Origin of the sequence: Polaribacter sp. KT 15 (genome assembly GCF_900143115.1) — a bacterium.
Classification (GTDB): Bacteria; Bacteroidota; Bacteroidia; order Flavobacteriales; family Flavobacteriaceae; genus Polaribacter; species Polaribacter marinaquae.
The window spans coordinates 112309-132422 of sequence record NZ_LT670850.1; the positions used below are offsets into that span (position 1 = coordinate 112309).

15 protein-coding genes are annotated in these 20114 nt (G+C 29.8%); 3 read left to right on the forward strand and 12 right to left on the reverse strand.

Features of this window, described 5'->3' with window-relative positions:
• The first annotated feature begins 144 nt into the window (after positions 1–144).
• On the forward strand, positions 145–1989 hold the full coding sequence (locus B5464_RS00605) for a PLP-dependent transferase (protein WP_079736770.1): 1845 nt from the start codon (positions 145–147) through the stop codon (positions 1987–1989).
• Positions 1990–2040: 51 nt separating this feature from the next.
• On the opposite strand, the gene B5464_RS00610 is transcribed toward B5464_RS00605, so the two are convergent.
• Positions 2041–2313: a helix-turn-helix domain-containing protein gene (locus B5464_RS00610; protein WP_197684949.1), complete on the reverse strand. Its 273-nt coding sequence runs from the start codon at positions 2311–2313 to the stop codon at positions 2041–2043.
• A gap of 158 nt (positions 2314–2471) precedes the next feature.
• On the opposite strand from B5464_RS00610, the gene B5464_RS00615 reads away from it, so the two are divergent.
• A complete protein-coding gene (locus B5464_RS00615; protein ID WP_079736772.1) occupies positions 2472–2984 on the forward strand; it encodes a VOC family protein in 513 nt (170 codons plus the stop codon).
• A gap of 60 nt (positions 2985–3044) precedes the next feature.
• On the opposite strand, the gene guaB is transcribed toward B5464_RS00615, so the two are convergent.
• The 8 genes from guaB to B5464_RS00655 form a co-directional block, all read right to left on the reverse strand.
• Positions 3045–4520, reverse strand: coding sequence for an IMP dehydrogenase (gene guaB, locus B5464_RS00620; protein ID WP_079736773.1), 1476 nt, complete (start codon positions 4518–4520; stop codon positions 3045–3047).
• A gap of 67 nt (positions 4521–4587) precedes the next feature.
• Positions 4588–6987 (reverse strand): TonB-dependent receptor, encoded by a 2400-nt coding sequence (locus B5464_RS00625; protein ID WP_079736774.1) that lies wholly within the window; start codon positions 6985–6987, stop codon positions 4588–4590.
• A gap of 3 nt (positions 6988–6990) precedes the next feature.
• Positions 6991–8361, reverse strand: coding sequence for an HTTM domain-containing protein (locus B5464_RS00630; protein ID WP_079736775.1), 1371 nt, complete (start codon positions 8359–8361; stop codon positions 6991–6993).
• Positions 8362–8431: 70 nt separating this feature from the next.
• Complete coding sequence (locus tag B5464_RS00635; RefSeq protein ID WP_079736776.1) at positions 8432–9532, reverse strand: imelysin family protein; 1101 nt, start codon at positions 9530–9532, stop codon at positions 8432–8434.
• Between the two features lie 89 nt (positions 9533–9621).
• On the reverse strand, positions 9622–10812 hold the full coding sequence (locus B5464_RS00640) for a DUF4856 domain-containing protein (RefSeq protein ID WP_079736777.1): 1191 nt from the start codon (positions 10810–10812) through the stop codon (positions 9622–9624).
• 98 nt (positions 10813–10910) lie between these two features.
• The gene (locus B5464_RS00645; protein WP_079736778.1) at positions 10911–12413 is read right to left on the reverse strand and encodes a bifunctional UDP-sugar hydrolase/5'-nucleotidase; all 1503 of its coding nucleotides are present in this window, start codon (positions 12411–12413) and stop codon (positions 10911–10913) included.
• 91 nt (positions 12414–12504) lie between these two features.
• The gene (locus B5464_RS14485) at positions 12505–14412 is read right to left on the reverse strand and encodes a CHRD domain-containing protein (RefSeq protein WP_231963617.1); all 1908 of its coding nucleotides are present in this window, start codon (positions 14410–14412) and stop codon (positions 12505–12507) included.
• A 150-nt stretch (positions 14413–14562) separates the two neighbouring features.
• Positions 14563–15420, reverse strand: a complete 858-nt coding sequence (locus B5464_RS00655; protein WP_079738943.1) for a hydroxymethylglutaryl-CoA lyase — start codon at positions 15418–15420, stop codon at positions 14563–14565.
• 84 nt (positions 15421–15504) lie between these two features.
• Between B5464_RS00655 and B5464_RS00660 the strand changes: the two genes are divergently transcribed.
• On the forward strand, positions 15505–16683 hold the full coding sequence (locus B5464_RS00660) for a nitrate/nitrite transporter (RefSeq protein ID WP_079736779.1): 1179 nt from the start codon (positions 15505–15507) through the stop codon (positions 16681–16683).
• Between the two features lie 8 nt (positions 16684–16691).
• Here B5464_RS00660 and B5464_RS00665 read toward each other — a convergent pair whose 3' ends face one another.
• From B5464_RS00665 to moeB, 3 genes are all read right to left on the reverse strand, one after another.
• The gene (locus B5464_RS00665) at positions 16692–17069 is read right to left on the reverse strand and encodes a hypothetical protein (RefSeq protein ID WP_077809527.1); all 378 of its coding nucleotides are present in this window, start codon (positions 17067–17069) and stop codon (positions 16692–16694) included.
• 93 nt (positions 17070–17162) lie between these two features.
• Positions 17163–18935 (reverse strand): translational GTPase TypA, encoded by a 1773-nt coding sequence (typA, locus tag B5464_RS00670; protein ID WP_077809528.1) that lies wholly within the window; start codon positions 18933–18935, stop codon positions 17163–17165.
• A gap of 117 nt (positions 18936–19052) precedes the next feature.
• Complete coding sequence (moeB, locus tag B5464_RS00675; protein WP_079736780.1) at positions 19053–20114, reverse strand: molybdopterin-synthase adenylyltransferase MoeB; 1062 nt, start codon at positions 20112–20114, stop codon at positions 19053–19055.

Genomic DNA, 20114 nt, shown 5'->3' on the forward strand with positions numbered 1-20114 from the left:
TCTTTAACAACTTATTAACTTCTTTTTAATAAAATGGTTAAAACTGCAAATAATTGGTAAGTTTAATTGATGTAAATCGTCTTAATATTTTTAAGAAATAACGCAATTTAACGTAAATTGCAATCCTATTTTTAAGTGAAGATTATGCAAGACAATAAAACCATAAATTATATTAAAAGCGTAGTAAATAATATGCCTAGTAATTGGCTAAATTTAACAACGCATCGATTAGATATTTATAATGAAGAATTAGCTAAAACTCAGTTTTTAGAGCATTTCGAAAAACTATACGAAGCTAATAATTCAGAACAATCTGCTTTAGATCTTTTGCCAACGGCATACGATTATATTAGATTAGGTCATCCTTTATCTTGTGTTTTAGAATGGTCTATTGCAAAGTTAAATAACTTAGACGCCTCGAATGTTATCAGTTTTTCATCAAAAACTACACCCATTCTTGCCGTTTTAAGAAAGAATTTAATCGATCATAAAAATACAAGAATATTATATACAGATAGTTTGCCTCAATCTTTTTCATCAGAAATGATAAAAACAGTTTACGGTTACACATTCGAAACTCAAAAAATTGAAGATTTAAATTCTATTTCTCCTTTTGATGGTAGCACTATTTTGGTTGCTTCAAATTCTGAAATTGGGGAATTAACAATGCATAAAAACATAGATTTTTATTTGAATCTTTACCAAGAGTTAGGAAGTATTTTAGTTGTTAACGGAACAGAAAATGAAGAATACATTTCCGAAATTCAGCATGTAAGAAGAAGAGAAACCGTTGCAATGACGCCTGCAAACACCTTAAATGCTTTACAAATTTTAACTTATAATGTAAATATTTCTGAAAAAAGTAAAGTAAATCCTAATGATAAAGCATCCGTTTTAGAAGAAATTAAAAGTATAACAGGTACAAATTTAAAACCTGTTGTTGGTTCTAGCGGTTTGTCTATTCAATATGCCATAATGATGGGATTAGTAGACAATGCTCTAGAAAATCATAAAGGAAAAGCTATTAAATTTATAGTACCACCAAATTGTTATGGAGGAACAAATGACCAAGCAAGACGTGTAGCTGCATGTTTAGATTTTGTAGAAGTTGTAGATTTACCGGTAGATGGCGATAATGATATGGTTAAAAGTATTGATACTGTTTTAAATAAGATTGCTAAACAAGATGCTGTACCTTATATTATTGCAGAAATACCTACAAATCCTAGAGTTGAAGTACCAGAATTATTAGCTTTAAAAGAAGTTTTAAGCAAAGAAAGAAAAACAGAAAATGGTTCTATTGCCGTTGATCCTGTATTTATATTAGATCAAACTTTTTGCCCAAATGTATTGTTTTTAGGTGAAGGAAAAATCTTATCTACTGTAAGAACAATTTCTTACGCAAGTGGGTCTAAATTTCCTAGCGGAGGAAAATGTACAGCAGGTTATTGTGTTGGTAATGATAAAACTGAAAACCTTATTGATAAAATTCATACTCATTTAGAATTATGTGATAATGAAGCTACCGCTCATCAATATGAAATTTTGGCTAAGCAATTGCCATCAATGAATCAAAGAATTGCTGATGCATATACAAACACTAGAGAATTTGTAAACTTTATTCAAGAAGTTTTACCAGAAGCTAAAATTAATTTTGTTTCAGAAGCATTGGCTAAAGAAGATTTTACACCGTCTGTATTTTCTTTAGATTTACCAACAAAAGGTAATTCTGATGAAGAAAGAGAAGCTTACAAGAGAGCATTGAATTTAAAGTTGATAAATTTAATGATTACAGAAATTCCGGATGAAAGCAAATATTGTGTTAGTTACGGACAATTAAAAGGTTGTTATTGGACGATTCCAGCAACTTCTACACAAGGAACCACAAAAGAAGGTGACAAAGATTATATTGCACGTGTTGCCTTATCTGCAAACCTAAATTTAGAATTACATAAACAAGTTTTTCAAAAATTTGTAGATAGTATTTAAAAAAAGCTAATCGAAAAAAACAAAGCCTAAGAACTGATTCTTAGGCTTTTTTTATTTATAATTTTCTATTCCCCAACGGTCTAAGCTTCTTAAAATATCTTCTAAAGTTTTTCCTTTTTCGGTTAAAGCATATTCAACTTTTGGAGGAACAACAGGATATATTTTTCGAGTAATCAATTCGTCTTTTTCTAATTCTCTTACTGTTTGCGTAAACATTTTATTAGAAATTCCTTCTATATGCTTTTGCAAAACACCAGACCTTAATCCTCCATCTAATAAATGGAATAACACCAACGGTTTCCATTTAGTACCTATTAAACTCATTGTATAATTTAGTGGACATTTCAATTTATTTTCAATCATAATTTAAAATTAAAAACCTAAAAATCAATATTTTACTCTTTTTAGTAACTATACTACTTTTGGGTAAGTTATTGTCTATATGACAAATATAAACGAATTTTGCAACTTAAATTAACAACATGAAAGAAACAAAAAATTATCCGAAGTCATTTTCTCATATTGGTATTACTGTACCAGATATAAATAAAGCTGTAGAATTTTATTCTGAAGTTATGGGTTGGTACGTTATAATGCAGCCATCAGAAATAAAAAAAGAAACAGAAACAGCTATTGGGCAAATGTGTATAGATGTTTTTGGTAACGATTGGACCTCTTTTGAGATTGCACATTTAGCAACCTCAGACGGAATTGGAGTTGAACTATTTTCTTTTCCTAACGGAATTAAAGAAGCACCAGAATTTAATCCATTTAATACAGGATTATTTCATTTTTGTGTTCAAGATCCTAATATCGATGAATTGATAGAAAAAATTATTTCTTACGGAGGAAAACAACGAATGCCAATTAGAGAATACTATCCAAAAGACAAACCTTTTAAAATGTGTTATGTAGAGGATCCTTTCGGAATTGTGTTTGAAATTTACACACATAGTTACGAATTAACTTATTCTTCTGGAGCATATACAGAGTAATCTAAAAGAAAAAAGCTCAAGATGTAAAATCTTGAGCTTTTAATATATATTTTTTAAAAATTATCTTCTACTATAGTTAGGAGATTCTTTTGTAATTGCAACATCATGAGGATGACTTTCGTTAATTCCGCTTGCTGTAATTCTTACAAACTGACCAGTTTCTTTAAGAGTTTCGATATCTTTTGCACCACAATAACCCATACCAGCTCTTAAACCACCAACAAATTGATGAATACTTTCATCTAAATCTCCTTTGTAAGGAACTCTACCTACAATTCCTTCTGGTACAAGTTTTTTAATATCTGCTTCTACATCCTGAAAATATCTATCTTTAGAACCTTGTTTCATCGCTTCTACAGATCCCATACCTCTATAAGATTTAAACTTTCTACCTTCGTAAATAATAGTTTCTCCTGGAGATTCTTTTGTACCTGCTAATAAAGATCCTAACATTACACAATCTGCTCCGGCAGCAATCGCCTTAGGAATGTCTCCTGTATAACGAATTCCTCCATCTGCAATCACTGGTACACCACTTCCTTTAATAGCTGCTGCAACTTCTAAAACTGCAGAAAACTGAGGAAAACCAACACCAGCAACAACTCTTGTTGTACAAATAGAACCTGGACCAATACCAACTTTTACAGCATCTGCACCTGCTTCTACTAAATATTTAGCAGCTGCACCAGTTGCAATATTACCTACAACTACATCCAATTCTGGAAACTTATCTTTAACCTGTTTTAAAACAGTTACAACACCTTTTGTATGTCCATGTGCAGTATCAATAATAACTGCATCTACGCCAGCATTAACTAATGCTTCTGCTCTATCTACAGCATCACCTGTAACACCTAAAGCTGCAGCAACTCTTAATCTACCATAAGAGTCTTTATTTGCAATTGGTTTTTGCGTAACTTTAGTAATATCTCTAAAAGTAATTAATCCTTTTAATTTGTAATTTTCATCAACAATTAAAAGTTTTTCAATTTTATAATTTTGTAATATTTTTTCTGCATCATTTAAAGAAGTACCAACATCTGCAGTAACCAAGTTTTCGCTTGTCATTACTTCAATAATTGGTCTTGTTGCATTGTGCTCGAAACGTAAATCTCTGTTGGTAACAATACCTTTTAAAATTCCGTTATCATCTACAATAGGAATACCACCAATGCTATGCTCTTTCATATGAGCTTTTGCATCTAAAACAGTAGCTGTTAAAGGTAAAGTTACAGGATCTAAAATCATACCAGATTCTGCTCTTTTTACTCTTCTAACTTCTTGCGCTTGCTGCTCGATAGTCATGTTTTTATGTAAAACACCAATACCACCTTCTCTGGCAATAGCAATTGCTAAGGCAGATTCTGTTACAGTATCCATAGCTGCAGAAGCTATTGGTACATTTATGGTAATATTTTTAGTGAATTTTGTTTGAATACTTACTTCTCTTGGAAGGACTTCTGAAAAAGCCGGAACTAATAAAACGTCATCATACGTTAAACCTTCTCCTAAAATTTTGTTGTTATGTGCTGTCATGTTGCAATTAAGATATAATTGCGAGCAAATTTACAATTATTTATTGACTTTAAACCTATATTAAAGCTTAGAATTTTAATTCTAAACCTACGTAATAATTTCTTGGCGCAGATGTTATAATACCAGGCCCAGGATAACCTGTTGCTCTTCTTGTAAAGTAGGCATTATCTAATAAATTATTTACCCCAGCTTCTAATTTTGCAAACTTGTATTTATAAGAAGTAGAAAAATCTAAAATACTATATGCTGGTATTTCTCCGGTTACACCACTTATACTTCCGCCAGACGCATTTGTTGCATCAGAAAATTGTCTAGATAAATATGAATATTGCAAACTTGCTATAAAGTTATTATATCCAAACTTAAATCCTGTTTTAATATTAACATTTGGTATAAATTCGACTTCATTACCAACTACACCATTTTTTTCTGATTTTGTATATTCTGATGTAATAAATGATGAATTTATAAAGTAATTAAAAACAAAGTTAGAATTCATTTGAAACAACTTTTTTAAATTAAAATCTACCAAACTTTCGATGCCTAAAATTCTAGCATCCCCAATATTATCTCGTTCTGCTTTACCATCATCTCTTGTATAAATATTTATTCTATCATTGTAAAAAAGACCGAAAATATTGGCATCATAAGAAAAATAGTTTTTAAAATTACCTCTAAAACCTGCATCAATAGTAAAACCTTTTTCATCTGTAATATCTGGTGATATTTCAAAAGCAGGATTTGCTGTACTGATATCAGAAAAAGTTACAGATCTATAATTTTGAGAAATATTTCCATAAAATTCTAATGCTTTTGATTTTTTATAACTTGTACCAACACCTAACAAAAGAAAAGTCCTTTCATTTGTTTCTTTTTCTTCTCTAAGATTGTCGTTAATTACATTACCAGCGGCATCAGTTACAATGTCTTTAATGATTTCGTCTCTTTTTGTATTGATGTATTCGAATCTAACACCCGGTGTAACAGACCATTTATCATTTAAATACACAATATTTTCTCCGAATAATGAAACGTTTAAATTCGGAAATTTACTATCAGATTGACGCGGATAATTTGGATAATCGTTATTATAGTATTCAAAATCTGCATCCGAATTATTAGAACCAGGACCTTGCATATTCGTATTATTGGCTTTGTAAAATTTAGAGCCAATTAAAAAAGTTGCCTTTTTATCAAACAAAGAGTATTTACTTAATAATCTAGTTTCAAAACCAAAGTTTTTAAAAGTTCCTTTAATTAAATCTCTTTCAGAACCAGGATCTACTTGGTTTACTCGATTTGTTCTAAATCCAATGGCATCTCGAGAAGCATCTAATCCGAAGAAATTAAAAGAAAAATTAGTGTTATCAGAAAATAAATGTTCCCATTTTAAATTATAAAGTAACCATTGTACCTGAAACCAATTACGGGCTCTATTACTTTGATAAGGATCTTCGTTAAACATAGCATCTGTTAAACCACCTGCTTGTTGCGCCAAATAATCTAAAACTGTTATTTCTAAAGAAAGTTTACTTTTTAAATTAAATTGATATCCTAAATGTAAAAACGCATTTTTAGATTCGAAATTAGAATTTGGTCTAAATCCGTCTCCTTTTTTGTAATTTATAAATGTGTAATAACTCCATTTACCTTGCGTATCACTTAAACTTGTAAAATTTGTATACAAACCATTACTACCTATAGTATTTCTAAAAATAATTTCTTGGTTTTTAGTTGGCTTTTTAGTCACAAAATTAACCAAACCACCAAATTGGGTTCCGTATTGTAAAGAAGCTGCACCTCTAATAACTTGTATTTCTGCTAAACTTTCTGCAGCAGGTGTATAATAGCTTTCTGGGTAGCCTAAAACATCTGCACTAATATCATAGCCGTTTTGTCTAGTATTAAAATTTGCAGTTCTGTTAGGATCTAATCCTCTACCGCCAATATTTAATTGCAAACCTGCATCGTCGTTTTGATAAATATTTAAACCAGCAATTTGATTAAAAATTTGACGAGCATTATTTGTTGCCACATTTGCAGTAGATTGGTTTACAAGAATAACTTCTGTCTTTTTTCCGGCAAAAATAGAAGTTCCTTCTACATCTTTTAATCGTTTTAATTCGAAAACTCTTTCTTTTCTTGCTTTAATTTGAATTTCTGATAAATCTTCTGAAAAAGTATTTAAAACGATTTTTAAATTTTGAAATTTATTTAATTCTACAAAAACATTTTTAATTTTATATCCTTCTGCATAAAAAATTAATGGCAATTTTGTTTTTTCTGTAGTAAATTTAAACTCACCTAAAGCATTTGTTTCTGCTAATAAACCGCCCATTTCGTTATATACTTGCACGTTTTTAAGAGGTTTATTTGTTACTGTATTTACAGAACCATTTACTTTATTCTGACCAAATATGATTGTTTGAAAAAACAGTAAACTTATAATAAGTATTTTATTGTTCATTACTTAAATACCTTTAATTTTTATATTTGATTGAAAAGGAAGTATCCAATCGATAGGTTTAAATGTTGCTAAATCTTTGCGGTACAAATTTACGGATTCATCTACAAACTTAGTGCTTAATCTGCCATTTAATGCAACATAACTATCTGCAAAAACTCCAATATTTTTATAACCTTGCTTTGTAAAATGATTTCCAAGAAAATGAGCATATTCTAAAATAAAATCTGGTTGATAACTCATTTGTTTTTCTTGAAATGAAGTTAAAAAATCTGAGTTTTCTACACGAAAGTAATTTCCTGTATTTAAATCTTTTATTCTAAATGTAGTATTACCAGCTTTTTCCATTAACATAACTCGCCACGAGTATCTGTAGCCTTCTTCGGTCCAAAATAACTCTCCTGGGTACAATAAATATCTCCACGGAATTAGAATTTGCAAAACAAAAAATACAATTAAAACTGGCTTTATAAATGCTAATTTTGTTTTACTAAAGCTATATTTATCAAAGGATTGAATATTGTTTTTTGGCAAATAATTATTTATAAAATTGATGATTTTTTGATGAAAAGGTGCATCAAAAAATATTAATGCAGACACAATCATTATAAAAGGAAACATACCAATAGGAAAAAGAACTCTTGTAAAAACATGAAAAATGATTACAAATAGAAATGCAATATATCTTGTTCTTTTGTATAACAGTAAAAAAGGAATTGTCAAATCGTAAATTAATCCAGACCAACTCATTGCAAAATGAAACCAATTTTGTTGCATCAAATTACCTCCTATAAATGGTAAATCGTATTTAGAAGGCAACCATATTTTTAATGGCATTGCTCTAAACAACCAATCTGAATTTATTTTTGCCAAACCTGCATAAAAATAAACTATTGATAATAGAATTTTTATGCTATCTATTGTCCAAGCAGAAACCTTTAAATATTGTTTTTTCTTTTGAAAACTGTCTATAGAAAAATAGGCGTTTGCTGGTAAGAAAATTAATAGAAAACTAAGTATTGTTATAAAATAATAATGATTTAAATAAGTGGTTTTGTCCATTAATTCTATGTACAAAAATGATAAGAAAAAGGTTACAATAGCAAATCTATACTTGTAACCTACAGCAACCATTAATGCAGAAATTGCACAAATAATAAATAATATATATGTGTAATTACCTATCGGTTTTATAAAGTCTAATCCGAAGTAAGAAAAATGAAATTTAGGTTGTAAATAAAGTTTTTCAATCCAACCGTTTGCCCAGAATCTAATAATACTCGCAAACATCATTACACCAAAAAACAAACGAAATACAGCTAAAGGAGCTGCACTTGTTTGTTGGGTAAAGTTATATGTAATTTTATTTTTTGACATAAAAAAACCTAATTTTCAATTGAATTTCAACTGAAAATTAGGAATGTATTTTTAATTTATTTTTATTTTATTAATCACCATCTGCATCAACATAATCTACATTTATATTGAAAGCCTGTAGCATATCAACTTTAAAATAAACGACTACTTTTTGTAACTCATCGTAAGATTTTGTCATTGCGGTATTATCAGAATTTACTTGAACAGTAAAACTATTATCTAATTTATTAATTTCTGATGTAGCTGCCGCCAATTGAGTTGTTATAGCGCTTGCAATATCTTCTCTTTCTAGTTGAATTAAGTAATTTTTAAAACTTAAGCCATTTGAATTACCATTGTAAGATGTACCTTCAAATAAATTTTTAACAGCCGTTAAAGCCTCCAAAGAAAGTTCTTTAGAAACATCATTTTTATAAAAACCTTCTACTTTGTTTGGTAGAGTTGTGTTAGAAAAAACACCTGCAGGAATTCCTAATTTATTAGCTCTTAAACCTTTTTCGTAATAAAAAATATAATCATTTATTAACTTATTAACTACGCTGGTTGCAGTATTTTGCGTACTTACAACAAATGTATCTCTCTGCGTTTTAAAATCTGAAACAACTGTGTTTGTTAGAGTTGACATTTGATTTAAGACATCTGTAATATACTTCTTGTAATTATCGTTGTTAGTAGCTGTAGTATATTTTTCTAATATTTTAGCATCAGTATCATCTACACCATATAATAAATAATCTAACGCCGGAAAACCTTGAGCATCATGATTATTTACGCTATTTAGATCGTAACTACCATTCGCTATATTTTCTTCTACATCGCTAACTGTTAAAGGGTAAATATTCATGTAAAAAGAATACTGCAATTCTTCTGCTTTGCCAATATTAAACATTTCTACATACTGCCATGTTTTATAAGCTGTTAACCAAGCAGATCTAAAACTATCTAAATTTGTTTGATTAGGGTTTGCCACAAAACTATCACCTGCAGACTTAAGAGAATTCATTTTAGTGTTAAAATCTTCATAAGCAGGAATAATTATATTATCAGCAATATTTACCAACATCGCTCCTCTATCAAAACCATCTGTAATTACTTGTTCACCACCTTCTGATGAAGAGCAAGAACTCATTGTAAGTATTACTATAATAAGTAAAGAAAATTTTTTAATCATTTTATTTCTATTTATTCTAAATAAAGATACAAAAATACGAAAAAGTAGGTAATATGTTTACTTTTTATGCTACAATATGTGATGTATTGTTAAGAACCTGCTTGCGCAACTGTAAAGTTAAATTTTGCAGCAATTGTTGCAGAAATTTCATCTAAAGTTGTTGTTGAAACATCCCAAAAACCATTACCTGCCAATAAAGTTGACATAAAGTTATCTACTTCTTCTTTTGTAAAGTAAGATACACTACTATTTGGTTTTCTTGTAAATTGTAAACTATAAACAAATCCTAAACCTTCTGATAAGTCATGAAAAGCACTGGCTTTATCAGTTTCTAAATTAGTTTTACCTTGTTGTAAATAATAGACTGCTCTTATGGCAATAACTTCAGATATTTTTTCTCTTAAGATTTCTGCTTGTTCATTTCTTGTATCATAATCTCCAGATACAATAGCAGCTCTACCTAGTTTAAATGCATTGTAAATAGATTGAGCAATACCCGTAAAATCTGTATCATCTTCTACTCTACCTAAATATTTGTTTAAAAAACTATCTTGGTTCAATTCAGGTGAAGTAGCATCAGGTTCGTTACCGTATAAATAACCAAAAGCCTCATCCCATTTATGTTCCATGTTTGTATAATTTTTACCACTTAATAAAACATTAGCATCATTATCTTCAACATTTGTAGCTTCATCTAAAACAGCAACACTTAAATAATTGTTTAGTATTTGATCTGTCATTAAACCACCAATTAAACTTTTTGTAATTAACTGGTTATATTCTAATCCTTTCGCATTTACATATCGCATAGAACCACCACCTGCTTCTTGAATTTGACCAGCTACACCAGCAGAAGCATCTACATTCCAATTAGGAAAAACTTCATTTACTTGTGCTTCTATCCAACTATCAAATTCAGCTTTAATTGCTAATGCATCTGTAGTATTACTCGCATAAAAATCTGTTGATGCAGCAGTTTTACTTCTAATATTTTTTGAAGATGTATTTAATTCTGTCTCTGTAAAGTCATTATCACCTTCTGCATGCGCAAATTTACCTTTAAGACTTGCAATAGTTTCTGAAGTAGACAAAAGAGCCGATGCAAACTCATCTGCCATTCTAATTCTAGTAGTTTGCCCGCTATAACTTACAGTACTTTCTCCGTTTCTTTCAAACTTATAAGTCGCTGGATCAACTGTTTCAATTCCGTTATCGCTATCATTATTATCACAAGAAATTATTGAAGCAGCAATGGCTATAGTCAAAAAAAATTTTTTCATTTTATTTAGATTAGTTTAAAATAGTATTTTATTTTTTTGCAAATATACTACCCAAATCTAAATCAACAAAGCTTATTTAGAATAAATTAAAATAAAATTTATTGTTTTAAATAAGCAACCAACGCTTTTCTAACATCTATAGCCATTTCATTCTCTTTAGGATGATAAATTTCAAGAACTTCTATATTCTTTTCTGATAAAAAAGGAATGTCGAAACCTTTTAATAAGTAATCAGAAAAGGCAACTGTATAGATTTTATTTAAGTCGATTGGTTTTTTGTTTATAGACCAACTAGTTTCATTTAATTTAATATTATGTCTGTGCAAATAAGCTCCTGTTCCCGCTGCAAGTTCACCATAATCTAAAACTCTTTTTAGTAAGCTTCCTTTAATTTTAACTTTTAAAACTGGTCCGCCATAAGGTAAAACTCTAAAAATATCTATCGGAGAAATATCTCCAACTAACACATCATCAATTCGAATAGAACCACCGTTTACAATTGCTGCATCAATTTTGTAATTATATGCAAAAGACATTGCACTAGTAATCAATTCTCCTAAATTAGTTTGTCTACTTCTTATTGGTGTATCTCTACCATCTAAAGGAATTTTAGTATTGTAAATAATTTCATTAGGTTTTTTTATAACTAGCTTAATTTTTTCATCTAAAATAGATTGCCAGTTTGCAACAATTTCTTTAACCTTTTTATTTTCTTTAATAGAACTATTTATTTCTTTTAATTCTGATTGAATTGTAGTTTTCTTTGTTTTTTTATCAAAAGAAATTCTATGGATGTAAACAGTTTTAGCATTTGCATCTGCTTTAGATATTTGAACATTTCCTATAAAGTTGTTGCTATTAGTATGTTCGTGACCTCCCATTATTAAAGGTAAATCTGGAATTAATTTTGCAATTTTTTTATCGTTTGCCAGTTTTACATGTGTTAAACCAAAAACTATATCAACTTTGTCTTTTAAAGCTGCATAAGAAGCTCTTGCCTTTATAAACATGTTACCATACTCTACATATTCTTTAGGATTAGAAGGAATACAAACACTTATAAAACCAATTTTAATTTTTGTGCCATCTTTGTCTGTAAACTCTTTTATAAAAGTTTCGTTAACATTTTCTTTTTCACCATTCTTTTCTTTGTAATATAAAACTGCAGCTTCTTTAGTTTTCAGTTTTACGTTTGCAGAAATCCAAGGAAAAGTACTTTCATTTAATCTTTGCTGCAATTCATTTTTAGAAAGATCGAATTCATGATTACCGAAAGCAACCAAGTCGAAATTCATGGCATTCATTACTTCTACCATTTGCTTTCCTTTTACTCTTTTTCCGTCTACTTTTATTGTTCCTAATAAAGACGGATTCAAAAAGTCACCTGCCATAAAAAGCATGGTATTTTTATTTTCTTGTAATAGTTCTTGATGAATAGCTTCTACTCTTGCCATTCCGCCATATTCACCACCCTGAATTGGCGCAATTTCATAAACATCATTCAATTGTAAAAATGTAAAATCTATTTTAGAGTCGTCTTTTTTACAATCAGTAAAAGAAACTAATAACAATAAAAGAAGCAGTTTTATATAAAATTTCATGACGATAATTTTTGTTTCAAAAGTAACAACATAAAATAAGAAAACCCATCAAAAAATGATGGGTTTTAGAATTATTGTGTTAGACATCTAATTATTCATTAGAACCTATATTACCTTGAGCAACAATAGTTCCCAACTGAGATGCACTTAAATGTACATTAATATAACCATCAAAAGTTAAAATTTCATCATAAGTAATTGCAGTACCGTCATCTAAAGTTTCTACTTGAGACATACTCATTCCTGTATCTCCGTTTACAGGAGAAAAGCTAAAAGCAATTGGTCCACCAGTAGCTGCATCATTTTCATGAATATGTGCTGGATGCATTCCACCTGCTGGTGTATTCATAATATTTAATACTGCCAATGCAGAACCGTCAATTCTTTTATAAAAAGTTGCAGTACCAGAAATTCCTGCTACATCTTTTTCTGCCAAGGTATACACTTTACTTTCTGATGTTAAATCGTTTTTACCAATGTCTCCTTGAGCTACAATTGTAGAAAGTTGAGTTGCACTTAAATGAACATTGATGTAAGCATCTAAATTTGCAATATCAGCATAAACAAAAGAAGATCCATCATCAAAAGTAGATACATTGGTCATACTCATTCCTGTATCTCCATTTACCGGATTAAAAGAAAATAATATTGCACCACCTTCTACGGCTGTATTGGCATGAATATGTGCTGGATGCATTCCACCCGCGGGTGTATTCATAATATCTAAAGTAGCTAAAGCTTCTCCGTTAACTCTTTCAGAAAAAGTTGCAGTACCAGAAATTCCCGCTACATCTTTCTCGCCTAAGTCGTACATTGTTGTATTTCCTGTTAAATCATTTTCACCAATGTCTCCTTGTGACACTATTGTGCTTAATTGATCTGCACTTAAGTGAACATTTACATAACCATCAATGTTTATAATTTCTGAGTATGTATAAGTATCAACATTTGTTAAACTCATTCCTGTATCTCCAATCACTGGGTTAAATGAAAATAAAATACTACCTCCTTCTAAAGCTGTATTTTGATGAATGTGAGCAGGATGCATTCCTCCATTTGGTGTTCCATTTATTTTTAATAAGGCTAAAGATTCTCCATTAACTCTCTCTGAAAAAGTTATATCTCCAGATATTCCTTCCACATCTTTCTCACCTAAATCATATGTTTTTGAAGTACCTGTTAAATCATTTTGACCAATATCACCTTGAGACACAATAGTACCTAATTGATCTGCGCTTAAGTGCACGTTCACATAACCATCAACATTTAATAGTTGTGAATATGTGTAAGTATCTACGTTGGTAAGACTCGATCCTGTATCTCCGTTTACTGGATTAAAAGTAAATAAGATATCTCCACCTTCAGCTGCTGTATTTTGATGAATGTGCGCTGGGTGCATTCCTCCTTCTGGAGTATTCATAATACTAATTTCCGCTAAAGCTTCTCCGTTAATTCTCTCAGAAAAAGTGATATTACCAGATATTCCGTCTACATCTTTCTCTCCTAAATCATATGTTTTAGTATCTCCCGTTAAATCATTCTGACCAATGTCTCCCTGAGATACAATTGTACCTAATTGATCTGCACTTAAATGAACATTAACGTAACCATCAAAATTTAAAAGTTGATTATAAGTTATCGATGAACCATCATCTAAAGTTGAAAATGTAGTTGTACTTTTTCCAATATCACCATTTACCGGATTTAAACTTACAGCAATAGCACCACCTTCTGCTGCTGTATTCACATGTATGTGTGCGGGATGAATTCCTCCAACAGGTGTACCAGAAATAGTTATAGATGCAGTAATTGTGGCATCTGTATTTTCTTTAAATGTAATTGAACCACTTATTCCGTCAACATCCTTAGATGATAAATCATATCGTACCGCATTTCCATTTGGTAATGGCAACATAAATTCATCATTGTCATTATCTTCACAACTTTGGAAAATAAAAGTTGTAACTACAAGAAGTAATAAAAGTTTAATTTTTTTCATAATATTGTTTTGTTTAAATATTTTACATCAAAGTTAAACAAAACATTATTGAAAGATTGACTTATTAAGATTAAATAGTAACTCAAATAAAAAATTAACGTAACTTTAAGATAATTAACAGTAATTGAGAAACTTTAAGAAGTTTTAAATTTATAGAAAAGTTTCTAAAGCCTTATTGTAAGCGCTTTCAAAACTCATCGGCTTTATATTTGTAAAAGCTTTTTCTGCAGTAAAATACGATAATAATTTTTCGGTTGGCATGTTACCTGTTAAGTCGTCTTTTGCCATTGGGCAACCTCCGTAACCTTTAATAGCGCCATCAAACCTATTACAACCAGCTTTAAATGCTGCGTTTACTTTTTCGTGCCATTTATCTGGTGTTGTATGTAAATGCGCCCCAAATTCTATATTTGAGTATTCTGGAATTAAATTTGAAAATAGATATTCTATAACATCTGGTGTAGAACTACCAATAGTATCTGAAAGCGATAAAATTTTAACGCCCATTTTAGACAATTTTTCTGTCCACTCACCTACTATTTCAACATTCCAAGGATCTCCGTACGGATTACCAAATCCCATTGATAAATAAGCCACAACTTCTTTATTAGACTTATCTGCAATGTTTAAAATCGCATCTAAGGTTTCTAAAGATTCGGCTATTGTTTTATGCGTATTACGCATTTGAAAGTTTTCTGAAATAGAAAATGGATATCCTAAATAATCTATTTCTTCAAAAACAGAAGCATCATTTGCACCTCTAATATTTGCGATAATCGCTAATAATTTACTATCTGTTTTCGATAAGTCTAATCTTGATAAAACAGCTGCCGTATCTCGCATTTGCGGAATAGCTTTTGGAGATACAAAACTACCAAAATCAATAGTATCAAAACCAACTTTTAAAAGAGAATTTATATATAATGCTTTTTGCTCGGTTGCAATAAAATGAGATTTTATACCTTGCATTGCATCTCTAGGACATTCTATAATTTTGACTTTTTTCATCAAATCAAAGATAAAAAAACAAACTGATTTCAATGTTAATTTTAAATTGAATATTACATTCTTTTCAATAAATTTGCTTTCTAAATGAAACATCACAAATTTGTTCTTCTTATAATTGTTATTTCTCAATTCTGTTGTACGTCTTTATGGTTTGCAAGCAATGCCGTATTAACAGATTTAATAGATAACTTCAGTTTAAAAACTAATGCCTTAGAAAATTTAACTTCTGCAGTTCAATTTGGTTTTATTTTAGGAACATTGTTATTTGCACTACTTTCTATAGCAGATAGATTCTCGCCTTCTAAAGTATTTTTCTTTTGTGCCGCTTTAGGCGCAGTTTTTAATGGTTGTTTAATTTTTAATGAAAACACATTATTTAGCTTACTTTTATTAAGATTCTTAACAGGATTTTTCTTAGCAGGAATTTATCCTGTTGGGATGAAAATTGCTACGGATTATTTTGAAAAAGGGTTGGGAAAATCTTTAGGTTATTTAGTTGGTGCCTTAGTGTTAGGAACTGCTTTACCACATCTACTTAAAGATAGTTTACAAGACTATTCTTGGCAAAATATTGTTTTATTCATTTCGATATTAGCCATTTTTGGTGGATTACTATTATTTATTTTAGTTCCTAATGGGCCTTATCGAAAAAAAGGAACCGCTTTAGACATTTCTATTTGCTATAAAGTTTTTAAAAACAACCAATTTAGACAAGCTGCTTTTGGATATTTTGGTCATATGTGGGAACTTTATACCTTTTGGGCATTTGTACCGATACTTTTAATTACATACTCTAACTTACATGAAGTTAACTTTAAAATTCCATTATTATCTTTTTTTATTATTTCTATAGGAAGTATTGGATGTATTGTTGGTAGCAATGTTGCGGCGGCTATTGGTACAAAAAAAACAGCTTATTGGTCTTTACTTTTATCTTGTTTTTGTTGTTTGATATCTCCTTTTATTTTTATGGTTGATAATGCAATAATTTTTATTAGTTTTCTATTATTTTGGGGAATGGTTGTTATTGCAGATTCGCCACTATTTTCTACGCTAATCGCTAAAAGTGCTCCAAAAAAAGATAAAGGTACAGCTCTTACAATTGTAAACTGTATAGGTTATGCCATTACAATTTTAAGCATTCAAATAATTAGTTATATATATCATACAACCAACACAACATTTATATACTTAATATTAGCTATTGGCCCTATTCTAGGTTTAATCGCTTTAAAAACTAGTAGTAAATTTTCTAAAAACTAATAATATTTTTAAGATTGTAAAGGTATTTCTGGTAATTTATTTTTAAAACTTGGCGCATTATCCCTGTAAGAAACAAGTTTCTTTTTAGATACAAGTACAATTAAATCTTCATTTAAAGTAAATAAGCAAGCTGTTCTAAATTTATTTATAAGTAAACTTTCTAATTCTGATTTTAATTCTTCTAAAGTAAATTGCTTAAATTGATTATCATCTGTATAACGATACTTTAATTCGAAAACATCTTTGTCATCAATTTTAAACAAACGTGCATATACATTTAATAAACCTTCACTTTTTCTAATGGGTTTACTAACTGTTAATTTAACAAACTCATCGTTTGTTATACTTTCCTTTAAAACTTCAAAAAAATGGATAAATTCACTCATAGTACAAATATAAAAAACGCCACTAAAAAGTGGCGTTTTTAAGATATTAATAATCTTAGATTATTATAATCAAAAAGGTATTTTAATATATTTTTATGGTCTAAAATTAATTTTACGCATACGTAAGCTTTCTGGAGTAACTTCTAAATACTCATCAGCTTTAATATACTCCATACATTCTTCCAAAGAAAAATCAATTTTCGGTGCAATTTTAACACTATCATCTGTACCAGAAGAACGAACGTTGGTTAATTTTTTACCTTTAATTAAGTTTACACCCATATCATCGGCTTTCGAGTTTTCTCCTACAACCTGCCCAATATAAATATCTTGATTAGGATCAATAAAGAAACGACCTCTATCTTGTAATCTATCAATAGCATAAGCTGTTGCTTTACCTGCTGCAGATGATACAATTGCACCTTTAATATCCTCAGAGAAATCACCTTTATAAGGTCCATATTCAGAAAAACGGTGGTTAATAATAGCTTGACCTGCTGTTGCAGTTAAAATTTTATTACGTAAACCAATTAATCCTCTTGAAGGAATTGTAAATTCTAAATGTTGTAAATCTCCTTTTGGCTCCATGATTAATAAATCTCCTTTTCTAAGAGATACTAAATTAATTGCTTTAGAAGCAACATCTTCTGGAACATCGATAGATAAAGTCTCGTAAGGCTCACATTTCACTCCGTCAATTTCTTTTAAAATAACTTGTGGTCTACCTACTTGCAACTCATATCCTTCTCTACGCATAGTTTCAATTAATACAGATAAGTGTAAAACTCCACGTCCGAAAACGTTAAATTTATCTTCAGAATCTGTAGTATCTACTCTTAATGCAAGGTTTTTTTCCATTTCTTTAAACAATCTGTCACGTAAATGACGAGATGTTACAAATTTACCTTCTTTACCAAAAAACGGAGAGTTGTTAATAGTAAACAACATACTCATTGTTGGTTTATCAATTTCTGTTCTTGGTAATGCCTCTGGATTTTCTAAATCTGCAATTGTATCACCAATTTCAAAATCTTCTACACCAGTAATAGCACAAATATCACCACAAGGTACTTTATCTACTTGTACTTTACCCATTCCTTCAAAAACATGTAATTCTTTAATTCTAACTTTTTTAGTAGAACCATCAGCTTTACATAACATGTAATCTTTACCAGCTTCTAAATCACCTCTAAATACACGTCCAATTGCAATTCTACCTGTAAAAGCAGAAAAGTCTAAAGAAGTAATTTGCATTTGTGCAGTACCTTCGTTGTATTTAGTTTCTGGAATAGATTCTAATACAGCATCTAATAAAGGTACGATATTGTCAGTTTCATTTTTCCAGTCTGTAGACATCCAATTGTTCTTTGCAGAACCGTAAATTGTAGTAAAGTCTAATTGCTCTTCTGTTGCTTCTAAAGCAAACATCAAATCAAAAACTTTCTCATGAACTAAATCTGGAGTACAGTTTTCTTTATCTACTTTATTTACAACTACAATTGGTGTTAATCCTAATTCTAAGGCTTTACCTAATACAAAACGAGTTTGTGGCATTGGCCCTTCAAATGCATCCACTAATAATAAAACACCATCAGCCATTTTTAATACACGCTCTACCTCTCCACCAAAATCGGCGTGACCAGGAGTATCAATTACGTTAATTTTTGTGTTCTTATAATTTACAGATACGTTTTTAGAAAGAATCGTAATTCCTCTTTCACGTTCTAAATCGTTGTTGTCTAGCAATAAATCTGTACGTTCTTTACGTTCGTCTAAGATTTTTGCTTGATCTATAATTTTATCAACTAACGTTGTTTTACCGTGATCTACGTGGGCTATAATAGCGATGTTTCTAATTGGTTGCATTCTTGCGTTCTTAAATTTCGTGCAAAAGTAGTGTTTTTAGTTTAAAGATTGGTTTCAAACCAAAAAAGTTTAACTATCTAATAACTATAAATATATCTAAGAGAAGATTATGGTGTATTATTTTACGAAACAACCTCCTTTTAAATTAATTAATTTTAAAGAAGGAAAATACTGTTTTAAAATTCTGATAGCCTTTGTACTTCTTACACCTGATTTACAATAAACAACTAAACTTTTATCAACATTTACATCTTTTAGTCTTGATTTCAAATCACTTAACGGGATATGTTGACCTCCAATATGGTAATTTATTCTCTCGTCATCTTCTCGAACATCTAACAAATTGTAATCAGAAATATTGCTTTTTAAAGAAGTAAGAGTAATTTCTTCAATGTCTAACTCTATTCCGCAGAAAACATCGTAATTCTCTTCTAATTTCTGAATATCAATTTTAGTGTTTTTCTGATAATTTAAAGTTACTTGCTGCATTGTTAATGTATTATATAATAACAATTTATTTGACAACACATTTCCTATTCCACAAATAATTTTTATCGTTTCATTTGCTTGAAAACTACCTATAATACCCGGCAAAACACCTAATACACCAATTTCTGAACAATTTGGTGATTCATCTGGCTTTGGTGGCGTTGGATACAAACACCTGTAAGTTGCACTATTATTGTAATTAAAAACACTTACTTGGCCTTCAAATTTAAAAATTGCTCCGTAAACTAATGGTTTATTCGCTATAACTGATGCGTCATTTGCTAAATATCTTGTTGAAAAATTATCGGATCCGTCAACAACAATATCATATTTTTTAAATAATCGAATAGCATTTTCTCTTGTTAATTTCTCTTGATAAACATCAAACTTAATAAACGGATTTAATGCTGATAATCTTTTTGCGGCAACTTTAGCTTTCGACAAGCCAATATCATCAATGGTATATAAAATTTGACGTTGTAAATTACTTTGATCTACAACATCATCATCAATAATACCAATATTACCAACACCTGCAGCGCTTAAATATTGTAAAACTGGGCAACCTAATCCGCCAGCTCCAATTACTAAAACTTTTGCTTTTTTAAATTTTAATTGTCCTTGTTCTCCTATTTTATCTAAAATAAGATGACGATTGTATTGTTGATATTCTTCGGTAGATAAATTCAT